The sequence below is a fragment of the Microbacterium sp. 2RAF4 genome (genome assembly GCF_052115285.1).
Lineage (GTDB): Bacteria > Actinomycetota > Actinomycetes > Actinomycetales > Microbacteriaceae > Microbacterium > Microbacterium oxydans.
In genome coordinates this window covers 1,550,196-1,566,892 of the sequence record NZ_JBFRGI010000002.1, presented here as the reverse complement: position 1 = coordinate 1,566,892, position 16,697 = coordinate 1,550,196, and the positions used below count along the sequence as shown (strand labels likewise).

Genomic DNA, 16,697 nt, shown 5'->3' with positions numbered 1-16,697 from the left:
TCCTTCGAGGTGGGGTATCCGTGCTCAGCCGCACGGGGCCCCTCCACCCCATCGAAGCGGGATGACCGGCGTCTGACCCCGAAGCGAAGGGAGGGTGAACTCCGTTTACGATGAGCGCCCGGCCGAAACGGAGACCGACGTCGTGCGGAGCGGCGTGTCGAGGGGCGGCGCGCCGGCGCGCGGACGGATGGTCTGGGTTTTCGCAGAAGAGTTCGCAGAAGAGGAGACGCCCCGGCGCGGACGGCTCGCCCCGGTACGCTGGAACCCATGCTCAACATGGCTGACGGCCTCGCTCGTCTCGGTGCGCTCGCCGAGAATCCGGTCGTCCGCACCCTGGCGACGGCGTTCGAGGAGGCGGGCTTCGACCTCGCGGTCGTCGGCGGCCCGGTGCGTGATGCCCTGCTCGGCCGCGACACGCACGACCTCGATTTCACGACGAACGCGTCCCCCGACGAGATCCTGGCCATCGTCACGCCCATCTCGACCGCGCAGTGGGACATCGGTCGCGCGTTCGGCACGATCGGCGCACGCGTGCAGCGTGAACAGGTCGAGATCACGACCTATCGCGCGGACAGCTACGACGGTGTGACCCGCAAGCCCACCGTGGAGTTCGGCGACACCATCGACGGCGACCTCGTGCGCCGCGACTTCACCGTCAACTCGATGGCGCTGCAGGTGCCGTCCGTGAAGCTCGTCGACCCGACCGGCGGGGTGGAAGACCTCATCGCCGGCGTCCTGCGCACCCCGGCGGATCCTCGGGTGTCGTTCGGCGACGACCCGCTCCGGATGCTGCGGGCCGCTCGCTTCAGCGCCCAGCTCGGCTTCCAGGTCGAGGAGGCCACGGCCGCGGCGATCACCGAGCTGCGCGAGACGCTGAAGATCGTCAGCCCCGAGCGCATCCAGTCCGAGCTGGTGCGCCTCATGCAGACCGACGACCCGGTGCGCGGGATCCGCGTGCTGGTGGACACCGGGCTGATCGACGAGTTCCTCCCCGAGGTCACCGAGCTGCGCCTCGAAGTCGACGAGCACCACCACCACAAGGATGTCTACGAGCACTCGCTGACCGTGCTCGCCCAGGCCATCGAGCTCGAACACTCCCGTCATCCCGGAGCCGCACCGGATGTGCCGCTGCGCATCGCCGCGCTGCTGCACGACATCGGCAAGCCGCGCACGCGCAAGCTCGAGGCCGGGGGCGTCGTCACGTTCCACCACCATGACGTCGTGGGTTCGCGCATGGCGCGCAAGCGGCTGCAGGCGCTGCGTTTCGACACCGAGACCACGAACGCCGTCGCCACGCTGATCGAGCTGCACCTGCGCTTCTTCGGCTACGCCGAGGGGGCGTGGACGGACGCCGCCGTGCGCCGCTACGTGCGCGATGCCGGCGACCTGCTCGAACGCCTGCACATCCTCACCCGTGCCGATGTGACCACGCGGAACAAGCGCAAGGCCGGCCGTCTCGCGAGCGCCTACGACGACATCGAGTCACGCATCGCCGCGCTCCGCGATCAGGAGGAGCTCGACGCCATCCGTCCGGAGCTCGATGGCAACCGCATACAGCAGGTGCTTGGGATCGCACCGGGGCGCGAGGTCGGCGAGGCCTATCGGTTCCTTCTCGACCTGCGCCTGGACGAGGGTGTGCTCGGTGCGGATGTCGCCGAGCAGCGCTTGCGCGAGTGGTGGGCTGCGCGCGACTGACCGCGCACGGTGGCTGCATGGTGACCGCCCTCGGTAGCCGCACTGTGGTGGCTCAGACCAGGGGCGAGGTCACGATCGCCGCACTGTCAGACGGCAGCGTCACGAGCGAGTCGTCCCGACGGAACCCCGACGTGGACAGCAGCACCCTGGTTCGGGCTCCCACGTCGAACGCCTGCGACGTCGATGTGAGGTTGACGACCACGGAGAGGTCTCCGCGGTCGATGCGGTAGACCCGCCGTTCGGGCGTGCCGTCGGTCTCTCGAACCTCCACCGCGGTGTGCGTGGAGTCGGGGTCGGTGAGGGCGGGCCACTCTCTCCGCAGCATCACGAGGTCGCGGTACAGGGCGAGCATCCGGGCGTGCTCCGGATCGTCGAGCTCGCTCCAATCGAGGTGGGAGCGGGCGAACGTGTCGGGTTCCTGCGGATCGGGCACCGCATCCGGGTCCCATCCCATCCGGGCGAACTCGGCGGTCCGCCCCTCGGCGACGGCGCGGCCCAGCTCGGGTTCGGGGTGCGAGGTGAAGAACTGCCAGGGGGTGGACGCGCCCCACTCCTCGCCCATGAAGAGCATCGGAGTGCCGGGGGCGGTGAGGGTCAGGACCGCAGCGACGGCCAGGCGATCCGGAGAGAGGGTGGCGGAGAGGCGGTCGCCTGCCGCGCGGTTTCCCACCTGATCGTGGTCCTGCGCGAAGGTCACGAGTCGCCAGGTCGGCACGTCGGGGGGAATCGGCGTGCCGTGGGGGCGTCCGCGGAACGAGGAGAACGTGCCGTCATGGAAGAACCCGTGCTCGGTCACCTTCGCCAGGGCATTCTCCGCGGCGAAGTCGGCGTAGTAGCCGCCGGTCTCACCCGTGAGGGCCACATGGACGGCGTGGTGCCAGTCGTCTGACCACTGCGCGGTCAGGCCGTAGCCACCGGCCTCACGGGGCAGGATGAGCGTCGGATCGTTGAGGTCGGACTCGGCGATCAGGGCGAGCGGACGATCGAGATGCACCGACAGCGCGTCGACGCGTTCGGCGAGTTCGCGGAGGATGTGCACAGGGCTCTGATCGTGCAGAGCGTGCACGGCGTCGAGACGCAGCCCGTCGACATGGAAGTCCTGCAACCACATCAGGGCGTTGTCGATGATGTAGTCGCGCACGGCCGGTTCGTCGAGGTTGACCGAGTCGCCCCACGCCGTGCTCTCGCCCTCGCGCAGGTAGGGACCGAACAGGGGGAGGTAGTTGCCGCTCGGGCCGAGGTGGTTGTAGACCACGTCCTGCACCACGGCGAGCCCGTGCGCGTGCGCGGCATCCACGAACCGCTGGTACGCGGCAGGGCCCCCGTACGCCTCGTGCACCGCGTACCAGAGCACGCCGTCGTAGCCCCAGTTCCAGCGTCCGTTGAAGGCGTTGACCGGAAGCAGCTCGACGTGCGTCACCCCCAGGTCCACCAGGTGAGGCAGCCGCGTGATCGCGGCGTCGAGCGTCCCCTCCGGCGTGAACGTGCCGAGGTGCAGCTCGTAGACCAGGCCTCCGGCGAGCTGCCGTCCCGCCCATCCCGCATCGGTCCAGGCGAAATCACCGATGTCGAACGCCGCCGAGGGCCCGTGCACACCGTCGGGCTGTCGGCGAGAACGCGGATCCGGCCGCAGCTCGGGATCGTCGTCGAGGAGGAACCCGTAGCGCTCGCCGGCCTCCAGCTCGGCGGCGGCGCGCCACCATCCGCCTGACGCCGGATCGAGATCGGTCTGCGTCGTGCTGCCGTGTCGAGAGGCCCGTCTCAGCCGCACCCTCCTCGCCTTCGGTGCCCAGACCTCGATCATCGATACCCCGCCGTCATCGATACCTCGCCGTCATCGACGTCCTGCCCTCACCGACGTCGTGCCGACGTCGAGCACACGGAGTTCATCGGGCGAGCTCGAGCAGAGCCACCGGATAGGTGTCCAGCAGCTCGGCCAGCCGGACCGGCCCCGCTCCGATGCGCCGGCCGGTCAGCAGGTCGGTTGCGGGGATGTCGGGACGCATCATGACAGTGTCGCCCCATCCGCCGCGGCGCGCCAGCCCCATCGGAAGACGAGTGGCAACGGAGGTGATCCCTCCGCGATGAGCCGCGACGGCGTGGTCGGCCGCCGCGCCCTCGACGACAGCGGGACGGTAGAACCGGAACAGCTCGGGGTTGTCTCGACGGGCGCGCAGAGCTCGCGACGTGACGAGCAGCTTCGCCCGCGCAGAGTCGTCGACGGCGGGGAGGATGCCCCGCGCGACGTCCGCGTCGAGCTCCGCGAGCATCCGCCTCCGCAGCTCGAAGTCGACGGGGCGGCGGTTGTCGGGGTCGACGAGGGAGAGGTCCCACAGCTCCGTGCCCTGATACACGTCGGGGACGCCGGGCGCGGTGAGCTGCAGCAGCTTCGCGGAGAGCGAGTTGGAGCGGCCGGCCGCCAGGATCTCGTCCACGAAGCCTTCCAGGATCGGCGCGGCTTTGCCCTCGAGCGTCTGCGCGATCGTCGCGAGGCCCTCCTCGAACCGCGCATCCGGGTGCTGCCAGGTCGTGGCCTCTGCCGCCTCGCGTGCCGCCTTGGTCGCATAGGCGAGGAACCGCTCGGAGGAGAGGGGCCACGCACCGACCGCCGCCTGCCAGAGCAGGGCATCCAGCGGACCGTGGCCGCTGGTCGCGATGGTGCGGAGTTCACCCAGCACCTCGGCCCAGCGCTCGGGGATCTCGGAGAGGACCGACAGCCGGGCGCGCACATCCTCCGAGCGCTTCGTGTCGTGCGTCGACAGCGTGGTCATCGAGTGGGGCCAGGCGCCGAGCCTGGCGTTCTGCCGCCGATGGAAGTCGTCGACGGTCACGGCGGGGATCGCGGGGTCGGCGCCCACCTCGGTGAGCGTCCCCAGTCGGGTCAAGCGGTAGAACGCGGTGTCCTCGACGCCCTTCGCCATCACGGCTCCGGTCACCTGGGGGAAGCGCTGCGCGACCTCGAGGTGCGGGTCGGACAGCAGTGGTTCGAGCTCGGCGAAGGCGGCGGAGAGGTCGGGGCGGCGTCGACGGGCCTCGGTGAACGCGGCGCGCAGATGCTCGCGCCCCTCGGGGAGGTACGAGCGATACACCGGGAAGCATGCCACGAGCTCTGCCAGAGCGTCATCGGCGTGCACGATCCCGTGGGGGAGCGTGCGCACGAGCCGGCGCACCTCCGCCTGCAGCAGCCCGTCGGCGATCATGCGCTTGGTGTCGTGGATCAGGTCCGGCCACGCGGGGGCGGCCGGGAGTCCGGTCTCCGCACGCAGTCTCTCGTCGAGTGCGTCGAGCGCATCGACTCCCGCCCGGTCGACGAAGAGCCGATCGATGTCGGCGAGAGCGTCGTATCCGGTCGTTCCGTCGGTGCGCCACCACGCGGGCAGGGCTTCGCCCGGTTCGAGGATCTTCTCGACCAGTGTGTACGCCCGTCCCGTCGCATCCGCCAAGCGCTCCAGATATCCGGTCGGATCGACGAGACCGTCGGGGTGATCGACGCGCAGTCCGTCGGCGAGCCCGCTGCGGATCCATCGGATGATCTCCCGATGGGACTCCGCGAACACGTCCGGCAGCTCGACTCGGAGGCCGGCGAGCTCGGAGACGGCGAAGAACCGTCGGTAGTTGAGGTCGGTGTTCTGCTCTTCCCAGTAGCGCAGGTCGTAGTGCTGGGCGGCGAGCAGTGCGGGAAGGTCGTCGGCCAGCTGCGCGGTGCCGGGGGCGAGAGGCAGCACGTGCTCGAAGTACGTCAGCACCCCGTCTGGCGCGTCGGGCGCCGGGGTCGTGTCGACGGTGAAGGCGCGCTCGGTGATCGCCTCTTCCGGCGAGGAGCCCAGGATCGGCAGGATCAGACGCCCACCGCCGGCCGCCCAGTCGATGTCGAAGGCCGCCGCGAGACGGGTCTCCCTCCCCAGGCGCAGCACCTCCCACCACCAGGCGTTCTGGCGTGGGGCGCCGACTCCCATGTGGTTGGGCACGATGTCGGCGAGGATCCCGAGCCCTGCGGCCCGCGCGGCGGCGGCGAAGCGCTCGAGTCCTTCCTTGCCTCCGCGCTCCGGGTCGACGCGCCCGTGGTCGACGACGTCGTATCCGTGGTTCGAGCCGCTGACCGCCGCGAGCACGGGGGAGAGGTATGCCCAGGAGACGCCGAGGTCGGCGAGGTAGTCGGTCACCCCTGCCGCGGAGTCGAGGGGGAAGTCGGCGGTGATCTGCAATCGGTAGGTGGAGAGCGGACGCAGGGTCACGACGCCGCCTGCCCGCTCTGGGCGCGGAGGGAGGCGTCGACCGAGTCGTCGGAGGCTTCCGGCACTCCGTCGACCTCCTGCAGCACGAGTGTCGCTCTTCCGTCCAGAGGCACACCCTCTCCTGGCGCCAACGCGCGGTCCGCGGCCAGCTCGCCTGCGGTGTCGACGACGATCCGCCAGTGCGCACCGTGCCGCTCGTCGGGGATGACGAGGTCGATCGGCTCGTCTCCGCTGTTGAAGTAGACGAGGAAGTTCACGTCGGTGACGGGACGCCCTCGCGAATCCTTCTCGCGGATGCCCTGTCCGTTGAGGAACATGCCCACCGAGCGGCCGAATCCGGAATCCCAGTCCTCCGGTGCCATCGGTCGGCCATCGGGCCGAAGCCAGACCACGTCGGGGATGCGGTCGTCGTCGGAGCGGCCGGGACGACCGTCGAAGAAGCGGCTGCGGCGGAAGGTGGGATGCTCGCGGCGGAGTCGGGCCACGGCGGCGGTGAACTCGACGAGGGGCAGGTCGGCCGCCTCCCAGTCGATCCAGGTGAGCTCGTTGTCCTGCGCGTAGCCGTTGTTGTTGCCGTGCTGCGTGCGGCCGAGCTCGTCGCCGTGGGAGATCATCGGCACGCCCTGCGAGAGGAGCAGCGTGGCGAGGAAGTTCCGCTGCTGACGCGCGCGGCGCCGGTTGATGTCGATGTCGTCGGTCGGTCCCTCCGCACCCATGTTGTCGGAGCGGTTGTGGGATTCGCCGTCGTTGTTGTCCTCGCCGTTCGCCTCGTTGTGCTTCTCGTTGTACGAGACGAGGTCGCGCAGGGTGAAGCCGTCGTGCGCGGTGACGAAGTTGATCGAGGCGACGGGTCGTCGGCCGGAGTGCTCGTACAGGTCGGCGGACCCGGTGAGGCGGGAGGCGAACTCGCCGAGTGCCTGCGGCTCACCGCGCCAGAAGTCGCGCACGGTGTCGCGGTACTTGCCGTTCCACTCGGTCCACTGCGGCGGGAAGTTGCCCACCTGATAGCCGCCGGGGCCGATGTCCCACGGCTCGGCGATGAGCTTCACCTGCGAGACGATCGGATCCTGCTGCACGAGCTCGAAGAACGCGGCGAGTCGGTCGACGTCGTAGAACTCGCGGGCGAGGGTCGCCGCGAGGTCGAAGCGGAACCCGTCGACGTGCATCTCGGTCACCCAGTAGCGCAGCGAATCCATGAGCAGCTGCAGGGCATGCGGGTTGCCCGCGTTCAGGCTGTTGCCCGTGCCGGTGTAGTCCGTGTAGTAGCGCTTGTCCTCTTCGAGTCGGTAGTACGCCTCGTTGTCGATACCGCGCATCGAGAGCGTCGGGCCGAGGTGGTTGCCCTCAGCGGTGTGGTTGTAGACGACGTCGAGGATGACCTCGATCCCGGCTTCGTGCAGGGTGCGCACCATCGCCCGGAACTCCTGCACCTGCTGGCCGTGCTCGCCCGTCGCGGAGTAGGCGTTGTGCGGGGCGAAGAACCCCAGGGTGTTGTAGCCCCAGTAGTTCGACAGCCCTTTCTCCTCGAGCACGGAGTCGTCGACGAACTGGTGCACGGGCATGAGCTCCAGCGCCGTGATGCCGAGGCGCTGGAGGTGCTCGACCACGGCGGGGTGGGCGATGCCGGCATAGGTGCCTCGGAGCTCCTCGGGGATGTCGGGGTGCCGCTGGGTGAGGCCCTTCACGTGCGCCTCGTAGATCACGGTCTCGGCATACGGGGTCTTCAGTGGTCGATCGCCCGCCCATTCGAAGAAGGGATTGACCACGACGCTCTTGACCATCGCGGCCGCGGAATCGTCGTCGTTGCGCGAGTCGGGGTCGCCGAAGTCGTAGCCGAAGAGGGGCTGGCCCCAGTCCATCCGCCCGGCGACGGCCTTGGCGTACGGGTCGAGCAGCAGCTTGTTCGCGTTGAACCGCTGCCCCTGGGCGGGGTCGTACGGTCCGTGCACACGGTAGCCGTACAACTGCCCCGGCTGAACCGTGGGGAGGTAGCCGTGCCAGACGAACGCGTCCACCTCGGTGAGGGGCACCCGGGTCTCGGTGCCGTCCTCATCGAACAGGCACAGCTCGACGCGTTCAGCGCCTTCGCTGAACAGGGCGAAGTTCGTCCCCTGACCGTCGAAGGTCGCCCCGAGCGGATATGCGGTTCCAGGCCAGATCTCGCCGCTCATCCGGCGACGGTGTGGTTGCGGGTGCCGACTGCCATGGCATCGACGATACTCACTGCACGCTCGAAATCGTAGACCTGCGCGACCTCCACCGAGCGGGGATACGGGTGGCCCAGATAGCAGACGAAGAGCGGTGGCACGACGTCGATGTAGCCGACGGGACGGTCGTGGCTGACGACGTACCGGTCGAAGCCGACGCGCTCGCACACGGCTTCGACGGCGGGCCGGTGAGCCGGGGTGTCGACGGGGTGCGCGGAGGCGTGGCGGGCAGAGCCAGTGGGGGTGGGGGTTCGGACGTTCATGGCGTCTCCTGACTCGTGGGGTGCTCCCACGCTACGAACCACGTCCTCGTTCGGGAACACCGTTGCCAGGGCGGCGAGGAGGAGGTATGGAGCGTCGCCCTCCTCACCGTCCTGGCGTCAGGTTCCGTCCGCAGATCAGCTCTCGTGGGGGCGGCGTTGCAGTTCCGTGACGACGACGCCCGATTCGTAGGCGACGGTCTGCACCGCATCGAACCGCTCGGGACGATAGGAGCGCTCACGGAAGAGCGGGATGCCCGACCCGAAGAGCAGCGGCTGCCGCTTCAGCACGAGTCGATCGACCTCGTCTGCCAGGGTTGCCGCGAGTGCGCCGCCGCCGCACAGCCAGATCGCTGCTCCCTCTTCCTGCTTCAGGCGTCGCACGACCGACACGGGGTGCTCCGCGGTCACTTCGAGGTTCTCGCCGTCCGCTGTCCTGGTGCCGCTGAACACGATCTGACGGAGGTGTCGATAGGGACTCGACAGCCCGCCCACGGCGTAGGTGTTCCACCCCATGAGGACGGTGTCGAACATGTCGCGCCGCTGCGGAACCCCGAGGGCTTCGGCGGCGACGGTCGGCAGCGTGTCGGCGAAGCGGGCATTGATGCCGTCCATGTGGTCGCCCTCGATGAGGAACGCGTCGAACTCGCCGTTCGGACCGGCGATGTACCCGTCGAGGCTGACGGCGGCGTAGTACACGAGCTCTCGCATGGTTCTCCAATCACTACATCTGTAGCGGTTACAGTACAACAGGCGTAGTGATTGCGCTAGGGTTCCTTCCATGGTGAAGAACGACTCGCGACGACGGACCATCGCGGATGCGGGACTCGCCGTGCTCGCACGAGAAGGATCACGGGGGCTCACGCACCGAGCCGTCGACGTCGCCGCTCAGGTCCCGATCGGCACGACGTCGAACTACTTCCGCAGCAGGGACGCCTTGATCGAAGGACTGGTCGAGCGGATCGGGGAGCGTCTCGCACCGAGCGCCGATGATCTCGAACGCCGCGCGAAGGCCGAGCCGGGACCCGCGCTCTTCGCCGACTACCTCCGCGACATCGTGCGGCGCCTGACCGATGATCGGGACGTGACGCTCGCGCTGTTCGAGCTGCGGCTCGAGGGCGGTCGGCGGCCCGAGGTCGCCGCCGTCCTCGGTGCGTGGCAGCGCGCCGGCTTCGACGCCGACGTGGCTTTCAACACCGCGGCGGGACTCCCGGGAGGACGCCGTGAGATCGCCCTGTTCCACTACGCGATCGATGGACTCCTGCTCGACAGGCTCACGACGCCCATCGATCAGGAAACCTCCACCGACGATGTCATCGACGACCTGGTCGCCGGGCTCATCCGCTGACCCGGCGGGGTGTTCCCTCGGGGGCGCGCTGCTCGTACACTGAGGCAACGCACGCTCTCGACGATCGGAGACCGCTGTGTCTGCGCCGTGGCAGGTATCCCGCGAGTCGCTTCCCCCGACATCGCGACTTCTCATCGAGCGTGCGCATGAGGAGCTGCTCGCCGGGAACCTCGAGGACCGGCGTCTGCAGGAGGTGCGGCCGCTCGTCCGGGAGTCGTGGGAGCGGGCGTGGCGCAGTCGCGTCGGCCCCGAGGGCGCTCCTCCGCTCGATCTCGTGAGCGACGAGCTGGACGCCTATCGGTTGGCGCATCCGCTCGCCTCCGTCATGGACATGATCCGTGCGCTCCTGTTGCCGGGCGAGGCCCAGGATGCGGGCGTCGTCATCGCCGTCGGCGACCAGGCCGGCCGTCTGCTGTGGATCGAGGGCGACAGGCAGCTGCAGTCGCTCACCGACGACATGGGATTCGTCGCGGGAGCCAACTGGTCGGAGGATGCCGTCGGCACGAGCGCACCCGGAACCGCTCTGGTCCTCGGGCAGTCGGTGCAGATCCGCGGCGCGGAGCACTACAACCGTCTCGTCCATCCCTGGTCGTGCACCGCGGCTCCCGTCCGCGACCCGGAGACGCAGCGCGTGCTCGGGGTCATCGACATCACCGGAGGGGCAGAGGTCGTCTCGCTGCAGGCACGGCTGCTCGTGGATGCGACGGCCCGCGCTGTGGAGTCGGAGCTGATGGTGGCGCGTCTGCGGGCGCGCAGTGAGACGCACCGACCCCGCGCGGTCGCGGCGAAATCCCGTGTGCCGGCCACCGCGCGGGCGACACTCCACGTGCTCGGACGCGATCGGGCCCGGTTGGAGACGGAGTCGGACCACGACGAGTCCGTGATCGAGCTCAGCGCCCGTCATGCCGCGATCCTGCTGATGCTCGGCGTGCATCGACAGGGGCTCTCGGCCGAGCGCCTGTGCGAGCTCGTGTACGGACCGGGCGTCTCGCCCGACACGCTCCGACCCGAGATGGTGCGCCTGCGGAAGGTGCTCGAGCGCACGGCTCCCGACCTCGTACCCGAGTCGCGACCGTACCGCCTGCCCGTCACGCTCGACACGGATGCGCACGACGTCCTGTCGCTGCTGGACCGGGGTGCCCACAGAGTGGCGCTCACCGCCTACCGAGGACCGGTGCTGCCCGAGTCGACGTCGCCGGGTGTGGAGGAGTTCCGCGAGTCGGTGCGTGCGGCGCTGCGGGAGGCCATGCTGTCCGAGGCGAGTCTCGACGTGCTGCTCTCCTATGCGGAGATCCCCGAGGGGCAGGGTGACGCCGAAGCTCTCCGCCTCGCGCTGGAGATGCTGCCCGCCCGGTCGCCGAAGCGCGCGGGACTGGTCGCACGGATCGAGCGCCTCGAGGCCTGAGCCTCCGCAACCGGTCGCAACGTTGCGCATCGGGGCGCAACGTCTGTCGACCTAGCTTCAGGGAAGAGCCGCAGCACCGACGCGCGGCGCACCCGTCGAAGGAGACCCCCATGACCATCGTCGAAGAAGACGTGTCCGTCGCCCCATCCTCCACCGCCTACGCCGCCCCCGGACAGCCCGGAGCCGTCGCGAACTACCGGCCGCGCTACGGCCACTACATCGGCGGCGAGTTCGTCGCACCCGTGAAAGGCCAGTACTTCGAGAACGTCAGCCCCGTCAACGGCAAGCCCTTCACCGAGGTCGGGCGCGGCACCGGCGAAGACATCGACCGGGCGGTCGAGGTCGCCTGGCAGGCGTTCGCCGGCTGGGGCAAGACGAGCCCCGCCGAGCGATCCGTCGTCCTCAACCGCATCGCCGACCGCATCGAGCAGCACCTCGAGGAGATCGCAGTCGCCGAGACGTGGGAGAACGGCAAGCCCGTGCGGGAGACCCTCGCCGCCGATATCCCCCTCGCGGTCGATCACTTCCGGTACTTCGCCGGTGTGCTGCGCGCTCAGGAGGGCGGCATCAGCCAGCTCGACGAGAACACCGTGGCGTACCACTTCCACGAGCCGCTCGGCGTGGTCGGGCAGATCATCCCGTGGAACTTCCCGATCCTGATGGCGGTCTGGAAGCTGGCGCCCGCGCTCGCCGCAGGCAACTGCGTGGTGATCAAGCCGGCCGAGCAGACCCCGGCCTCGCTGCTGTTCCTGTTCGACATCATCGGCGACCTGCTGCCCGCCGGCGTCGTCAACATCGTCAACGGATTCGGCATCGAGGCGGGTGCTCCGCTCGCGCAGCACAAGCGCATCCGCAAGGTCGCCTTCACCGGAGAGACCACGACCGGGCGCCTGATCATGCAGTACGCCTCGCAGAACCTCATCCCGGTGACGCTCGAACTCGGAGGCAAGAGCCCGAACGTGTTCTTCGAAGACGTCGCCCGCTCGACCGACGACCCCTTCTACGACAAGGCGCTCGAGGGGTTCACGATGTTCGCGCTCAACCAGGGCGAGGTCTGCACCTGCCCGTCTCGCGCACTCATCCAGCGCTCGATCTACGACGGCTTCCTCGCCGACGGCCTGGAGCGGGTGGGCAAGGTCGTGCAGGGCAACCCGCTCGACCCCGCCACCATGATCGGAGCTCAGGCGTCGAACGACCAGCTGGAGAAGATCCTCAGCTACATCGACATCGGGAAGCAGGGCGGTGCGCGGCTGCTGACCGGTGGCGAGCGCGTCGACCTCGGAGGCGATCTGAGCGACGGATTTTACGTGGCTCCGACCGTGTTCGAGGGCACGAACGACATGCGCATCTTCCAGGAGGAGATCTTCGGGCCCGTGCTGTCGGTCACCTCGTTCGACGGCTTCGACGATGCGATCTCGATCGCGAACGACACCCTGTATGGACTCGGCGCCGGGGTGTGGAGCCGCAGCGGCGACACGGCCTACCGCGCAGGACGGGCGATCGAGGCCGGACGCGTCTGGACCAACACGTATCACCAGTACCCCGCGCATGCGGCGTTCGGCGGGTACAAGCAGTCCGGCGTCGGACGGGAGAACCACAAGATGATGCTCGACCACTACCAGCAGACGAAGAACCTCCTCGTCTCGTACGCCGAAGGCCCGATGGGCTTCTTCTGAGTCGCCTCCGGGCGGGCGCACGAGCGTCCGCCCGGACATATTCTCTGAAGGGAATGAACCGTGATCGGCGAAGAGACTGTGGAACGCGTGGCCGTGACGGAAGCGGCGGCATCGCTCGTGCGCGACCTCGCCACGCAGCATGGACCCCTCACGTTCCACCAGTCCGGCGGCTGCTGCGACGGCTCATCACCCATGTGCTACCCGATCGGCATGTTCATCACCGGACCCAGTGATGTGCTGCTCGGGGCGCTCGACGTCGGCCTGGAGCACCCCGTCGAGGTGTACATGTCGGAATCGCAGTTCGAGTACTGGAAGTACACCCACCTGACCATCGATGTCGTCGCAGGCCGCGGTGCCGGTTTCAGCGTCGAGGGCCCGACCGGCATGCGGTTCCTCATCCGCTCCCGGATGCTCTGACCTGCTCCGGTCGCGATATGACAGCCGAATCGGCGAATCTAGCTGGAATATCGCGACGGGAGCGGCGTTCAGCGCGGCAGCCGGGGAACCGCGTCGACGAGTGCTCGCGTGTAGGGGCCCTGCGGGGCGTGCAGCACAGTGGCCGTGGCGCCCTGCTCCACCACACGGCCGTCCTTCAGCACCACCGTCCGGTCGCAGGCCGAGGCGATCGCGGTGAGGTCGTGCGACACCATCACGAGCGAGAGGCCGTTCTCGCGGCGCAGGCGATCGAGCAGCTCGAGCACCTGCACGCGAGTGGTCACATCGAGCGCGCTGACCGGTTCGTCGGCGAGCAGTACCCGGGGGCGGGAGACGACGGCACGTGCGATCGCGATGCGCTGACGCTGTCCACCGGAGAACTCGTGCGGGTATCGGCGTGCGGTGTCGGCAGGAAGCCCGACTGCCTCGAGGGACTCAGCGATGCGGCGCTGTGCATCGGTGCCGGACGCCAGCCCCAGCGACCGGAGCGGTTCGCCGACGATGCGGTCGATGCGTTGGCGGGGGTCGAGAGACGAATACGGATCCTGGAAGACCGGCTGCACACTCGCGCGGAAGCGACGCATCTGGGCACGGTCGCGCAGGTTCAGGACGGCGCCCTCGAACAGCACCTGCCCACCGAGCGGGATGGCGAGACCGAGCAGCAGTCGCAGGACCGTCGACTTGCCCGCTCCGGACTCACCGACCAGGCCGAGCGAGTCGCCTTCATCGATGCTCACAGAGACGTCGTCGAGCACACGACGTGATCCGTAGGCGAAGCCGGCACCGTGCAGTTCGAGGAGCGTCATCGTCCACCCTCCTCGGCGTCGAGGAACGCGTCCAGCGCACGGGCGCTGTCCACCAGCATCCGCGTGTACGGCTCGGCCGGCTCGTGCAGCACCTGCGCGACCGTACCTGTTTCGACCACGAGCCCGTCGCGCAGCACGACGATCCGATCGACCATGCGCGAGACGACGGCAAGGTCATGGCTGATGAACAGCAGCGCCATGCCGCGTTCGTCGACCAGGCGCTCGAGCAGCGCGAGCACGCCGTCCTGCACGGTCACATCCAGCGCGGTGGTCGGCTCGTCGGCGATGAGCAGCTGCGGGCGCGCGGCCAGGGCGATGGCGATCGCCACACGCTGACGCTGACCGCCGGAGAGCTCGTGCGGGTAGGCGCGCGCGATGCGGGTGTCGGTCAGGGCGACCTCGTCGAGCGCTGCGGCGACGGCCTCCGTGAGCGCGGAGCCGCGCAGCCCGAGATGGCGTCGCAGGGGCTCCGCGATCTGACGCCCGACCCGCATCAGCGGATCGAGCGCGGTGAGAGGCTCCTGGAACACGATCTGAGCAACGGGACCGCGCAGCGGACGCAGCTCCGCATCCCGGGCGCCGACGACCTGGTGCCCGTCGAGCAGCACCGAGCCCGATGCGCTGAGGGCGTCAGGGAGCAGGCCGGTCACCGCGAGCGAGGTCAGAGACTTGCCCGAGCCGGACTCGCCGATCAGCCCCAGGCGCTCACCCGCCCCGAGGGAGAACGAGACATCGCGCACCAGCGGCCCGGAGGCAGAGCGGACCGTGAGGCCTGCCACGTCGAGAATGCTCATCGGCTCCTCCGACGGGTCGGGTCGGCGAGGTCGCGCAGACCGTCGGCGAGGAAGTTCACACCGAGCACCAGCGCGATGATCGCGATACCGGGAGCGATGGCACCCACCGGGGCGACGAGGACGGTGCCCTGCGCTTCCTGCAGCATCCGTCCCCACGAGGCGTTGGGCGGCGGTGCGCCGAGGCCCAGGTACGACAGGCTCGCCTCGGCCAGCACAGCCGCGCCGAACTGCAGCGCCAGGCTCACGGCGAGGGTGGGGGCGATGTTCGGCAGCACGTGCTGGAACACGATGCCGAGCACGCCGGTGCCGCTCGTGCGCGCGGCGGTGATGTACTGCTCCTGCAGCACGCGGCGCGCCAGGATGCGGGTGAGACGGGCCACGACCGCCGACATCGCGAGACCGATCGCGAGCACCGCCGACCACAGCGACGCGCCCTGCACGGCGACGACCAGCATCGCCAGCAGCAGCACGGGAAAGGCGATCACGACGTCGAGTCCGGCCGAGAGTGTGTCGTCGACCCAGGGGCGGGCGAACGCGGCGACGAGGCCGACCATCGTGCCGAGGATCGCCGCGATCGCGACGGAGCAGGTCCCGACGATGAGCGCGATGCGCGCGCCCCACATCAGCTGCGAGAACAGATCGCGTCCGAGTCGGTCGGTGCCGAGCAGGTGCAGGGCGCTGGGCCCTTCGAGGCGGCCGCCGCTGGTGTCGGCGAGCGGATAGGGCAGCCAGAACAGCGACACCAGAGCGATCAGCACGATGAGGCCCGTCAGCACGATCCCGATCAGAAGGGTCGCCTTCGGACGCCGCCGCGCGGGTACGGATGCGGTGACCAGCTGTTCGGCGACGCGGCTCATCGGTTCCCCGAGACGCTCGTGCGCAGGCGCGGATCGATCAGACGCTGCAGGATGTCAGCGGCGAACCCGACCAACAGCACGAAGAGAGTGCTGACCACGAGCACGCCCTGGATCACCTGGAAGTCGTGCTGTTCGATGGCCGACAGCAGCAGGCTGCCGAGCCCGGGCAGGGTGAAGACGCTCTCGACGACGACCGCGCCGAGCAGGGTGGTCGACAGTTCGATGCCGAGCACCGCGACGACCGGCACCGCGCCGTTGCGCACACCGTGACGCAGGAGCGCCTCTCCCATGCCCGAACCTCCGGCGCGGGCGGTGCGGAGGTAGTCGCTGCCGAGCACGTCGAGTGTGGCCGAGCGGACGTAGCGGCTGAGGGAGGCGCTCATGACGATCACGATCGTGATCACCGGCAGTGCGAGCGAGCGCAGCGCGTCGGCCGGGTCCTCCCAGTCCTTGCGGGGGAAGCCGCCGGACGGCAGCACGCCCAGACCGAGCGCGAACACCCAGACCAGCACCACTCCGACCCAGAACACCGGAACCGCGACGCCGAGCTGCGCGAACCCCGACAGCACGATGCCGTACCAGCGGTCGGACTTCACCGCGGCGGTGATGCCGATCACGAGCGAGACGAGCAGTGCGATCGCGAAGGCGATGAGCGTGAGCGGAAGGGTCACGGCAAGGCGGTCCGCGATGTCCGGGCCGACCGGGCGTGAGCTGAGGAAGGACTCGCCGAGATCGAAGCGCAGCAGCTGGCCCGCCCACGTCGTGAACTGCTGGAGCAGCGGCTGGTCGGAGCCGACCTGGGCTCGGGCGGCCGCGATCTGTTCGGGGGTCGCATTGACCGAGAGCAGGGCATTCGCGGGGTCACCGGGGAGCAGGCGCAGCAACACGAAGATCGCGATCATCGCGACGACGAGCGAGATCGCGAGGAACGCGAGGCGGCGCAGCAGATAGGCGAGCATGGCTTCTCAGGATGACGTGG

The 16,697-nt window shown here is 69.2% G+C and carries 14 protein-coding genes; 5 read left to right on the top strand and 9 right to left on the bottom strand.

Annotated elements, in window-relative coordinates:
• Window positions 1-267: 267 nt before the first annotated feature.
• Window positions 268-1,695, top strand: coding sequence for a CCA tRNA nucleotidyltransferase (locus tag AB4070_RS12015; protein ID WP_441980296.1), 1,428 nt, complete (start codon window positions 268-270; stop codon window positions 1,693-1,695).
• A gap of 52 nt (window positions 1,696-1,747) precedes the next feature.
• Here AB4070_RS12015 and treZ read toward each other — a convergent pair whose 3' ends face one another.
• From treZ to AB4070_RS11990, 5 genes are all read right to left on the bottom strand, one after another.
• Window positions 1,748-3,499, bottom strand: a complete 1,752-nt coding sequence (gene treZ / locus AB4070_RS12010) for a malto-oligosyltrehalose trehalohydrolase (protein ID WP_441980295.1) — start codon at window positions 3,497-3,499, stop codon at window positions 1,748-1,750.
• 82 nt (window positions 3,500-3,581) lie between these two features.
• Entirely contained in the window at window positions 3,582-5,930 is a 2,349-nt protein-coding gene (gene treY / locus AB4070_RS12005; RefSeq protein ID WP_441980294.1) for a malto-oligosyltrehalose synthase, read from the bottom strand.
• Window positions 5,927-8,101 (bottom strand): glycogen debranching protein GlgX, encoded by a 2,175-nt coding sequence (gene glgX, locus AB4070_RS12000; protein WP_441980293.1) that lies wholly within the window; start codon window positions 8,099-8,101, stop codon window positions 5,927-5,929. Before glgX ends, treY begins: the two co-directional genes overlap by 4 nt.
• A complete protein-coding gene (locus tag AB4070_RS11995) occupies window positions 8,098-8,400 on the bottom strand; it encodes a hypothetical protein (protein ID WP_441980292.1) in 303 nt (100 codons plus the stop codon). Before AB4070_RS11995 ends, glgX begins: the two co-directional genes overlap by 4 nt.
• 135 nt (window positions 8,401-8,535) lie before the next feature.
• Window positions 8,536-9,108, bottom strand: coding sequence for a dihydrofolate reductase family protein (locus AB4070_RS11990; RefSeq protein ID WP_441980291.1), 573 nt, complete (start codon window positions 9,106-9,108; stop codon window positions 8,536-8,538).
• Window positions 9,109-9,178: 70 nt separating this feature from the next.
• Between AB4070_RS11990 and AB4070_RS11985 the strand changes: the two genes are divergently transcribed.
• The 4 genes from AB4070_RS11985 to AB4070_RS11970 all read left to right on the top strand — a co-directional run bounded on the left by AB4070_RS11985 (window position 9,179) and on the right by AB4070_RS11970 (window position 13,243).
• A complete protein-coding gene (locus tag AB4070_RS11985) occupies window positions 9,179-9,745 on the top strand; it encodes a TetR/AcrR family transcriptional regulator (RefSeq protein ID WP_441980290.1) in 567 nt (188 codons plus the stop codon).
• A 76-nt stretch (window positions 9,746-9,821) separates the two neighbouring features.
• Window positions 9,822-11,150 carry a GAF domain-containing protein gene (locus tag AB4070_RS11980; protein ID WP_441980289.1) on the top strand — a complete coding sequence of 443 codons (1,329 nt, stop codon included), beginning with the start codon at window positions 9,822-9,824 and terminating at the stop codon, window positions 11,148-11,150.
• 110 nt (window positions 11,151-11,260) lie between these two features.
• A complete protein-coding gene (gene exaC / locus AB4070_RS11975) occupies window positions 11,261-12,826 on the top strand; it encodes an acetaldehyde dehydrogenase ExaC (RefSeq protein ID WP_441980288.1) in 1,566 nt (521 codons plus the stop codon).
• Between the two features lie 60 nt (window positions 12,827-12,886).
• The gene (locus AB4070_RS11970; protein ID WP_441980287.1) at window positions 12,887-13,243 is read left to right on the top strand and encodes a DUF779 domain-containing protein; all 357 of its coding nucleotides are present in this window, start codon (window positions 12,887-12,889) and stop codon (window positions 13,241-13,243) included.
• A 68-nt stretch (window positions 13,244-13,311) separates the two neighbouring features.
• Here the strand turns inward: AB4070_RS11970 and AB4070_RS11965 are convergent, their stop codons facing one another.
• The 4 genes from AB4070_RS11965 to AB4070_RS11950 are packed head-to-tail and all read right to left on the bottom strand — an operon-like array spanning window position 13,312 to window position 16,677.
• Window positions 13,312-14,067 carry an ABC transporter ATP-binding protein gene (locus AB4070_RS11965; protein ID WP_441980286.1) on the bottom strand — a complete coding sequence of 252 codons (756 nt, stop codon included), beginning with the start codon at window positions 14,065-14,067 and terminating at the stop codon, window positions 13,312-13,314.
• Entirely contained in the window at window positions 14,064-14,861 is a 798-nt protein-coding gene (locus tag AB4070_RS11960; RefSeq protein ID WP_441980285.1) for an ABC transporter ATP-binding protein, read from the bottom strand. Before AB4070_RS11960 ends, AB4070_RS11965 begins: the two co-directional genes overlap by 4 nt.
• Window positions 14,858-15,718, bottom strand: a complete 861-nt coding sequence (locus tag AB4070_RS11955) for an ABC transporter permease (protein WP_441980284.1) — start codon at window positions 15,716-15,718, stop codon at window positions 14,858-14,860. Before AB4070_RS11955 ends, AB4070_RS11960 begins: the two co-directional genes overlap by 4 nt.
• Complete coding sequence (locus AB4070_RS11950; protein WP_046748510.1) at window positions 15,715-16,677, bottom strand: ABC transporter permease; 963 nt, start codon at window positions 16,675-16,677, stop codon at window positions 15,715-15,717. Before AB4070_RS11950 ends, AB4070_RS11955 begins: the two co-directional genes overlap by 4 nt.
• Window positions 16,678-16,697 lie beyond the last annotated feature (20 nt).

Coding starts and splice junctions, on each gene's coding strand:
- AB4070_RS12015 (WP_441980296.1), top strand. CDS start 268: ATGCTCAACATGGCTGACGGCCTCGCTCGTCTCGGTGCGCTCGCCGAG.
- treZ (WP_441980295.1), bottom strand. CDS start 3,499: ATGATCGAGGTCTGGGCACCGAAGGCGAGGAGGGTGCGGCTGAGACGG.
- glgX (WP_441980293.1), bottom strand. CDS start 8,101: ATGAGCGGCGAGATCTGGCCTGGAACCGCATATCCGCTCGGGGCGACC.
- AB4070_RS11995 (WP_441980292.1), bottom strand. CDS start 8,400: ATGAACGTCCGAACCCCCACCCCCACTGGCTCTGCCCGCCACGCCTCC.
- AB4070_RS11990 (WP_441980291.1), bottom strand. CDS start 9,108: ATGCGAGAGCTCGTGTACTACGCCGCCGTCAGCCTCGACGGGTACATC.
- AB4070_RS11985 (WP_441980290.1), top strand. CDS start 9,179: ATGGTGAAGAACGACTCGCGACGACGGACCATCGCGGATGCGGGACTC.
- exaC (WP_441980288.1), top strand. CDS start 11,261: ATGACCATCGTCGAAGAAGACGTGTCCGTCGCCCCATCCTCCACCGCC.
- AB4070_RS11965 (WP_441980286.1), bottom strand. CDS start 14,067: ATGACGCTCCTCGAACTGCACGGTGCCGGCTTCGCCTACGGATCACGT.
- AB4070_RS11960 (WP_441980285.1), bottom strand. CDS start 14,861: ATGAGCATTCTCGACGTGGCAGGCCTCACGGTCCGCTCTGCCTCCGGG.
- AB4070_RS11955 (WP_441980284.1), bottom strand. CDS start 15,718: ATGAGCCGCGTCGCCGAACAGCTGGTCACCGCATCCGTACCCGCGCGG.
- AB4070_RS11950 (WP_046748510.1), bottom strand. CDS start 16,677: ATGCTCGCCTATCTGCTGCGCCGCCTCGCGTTCCTCGCGATCTCGCTC.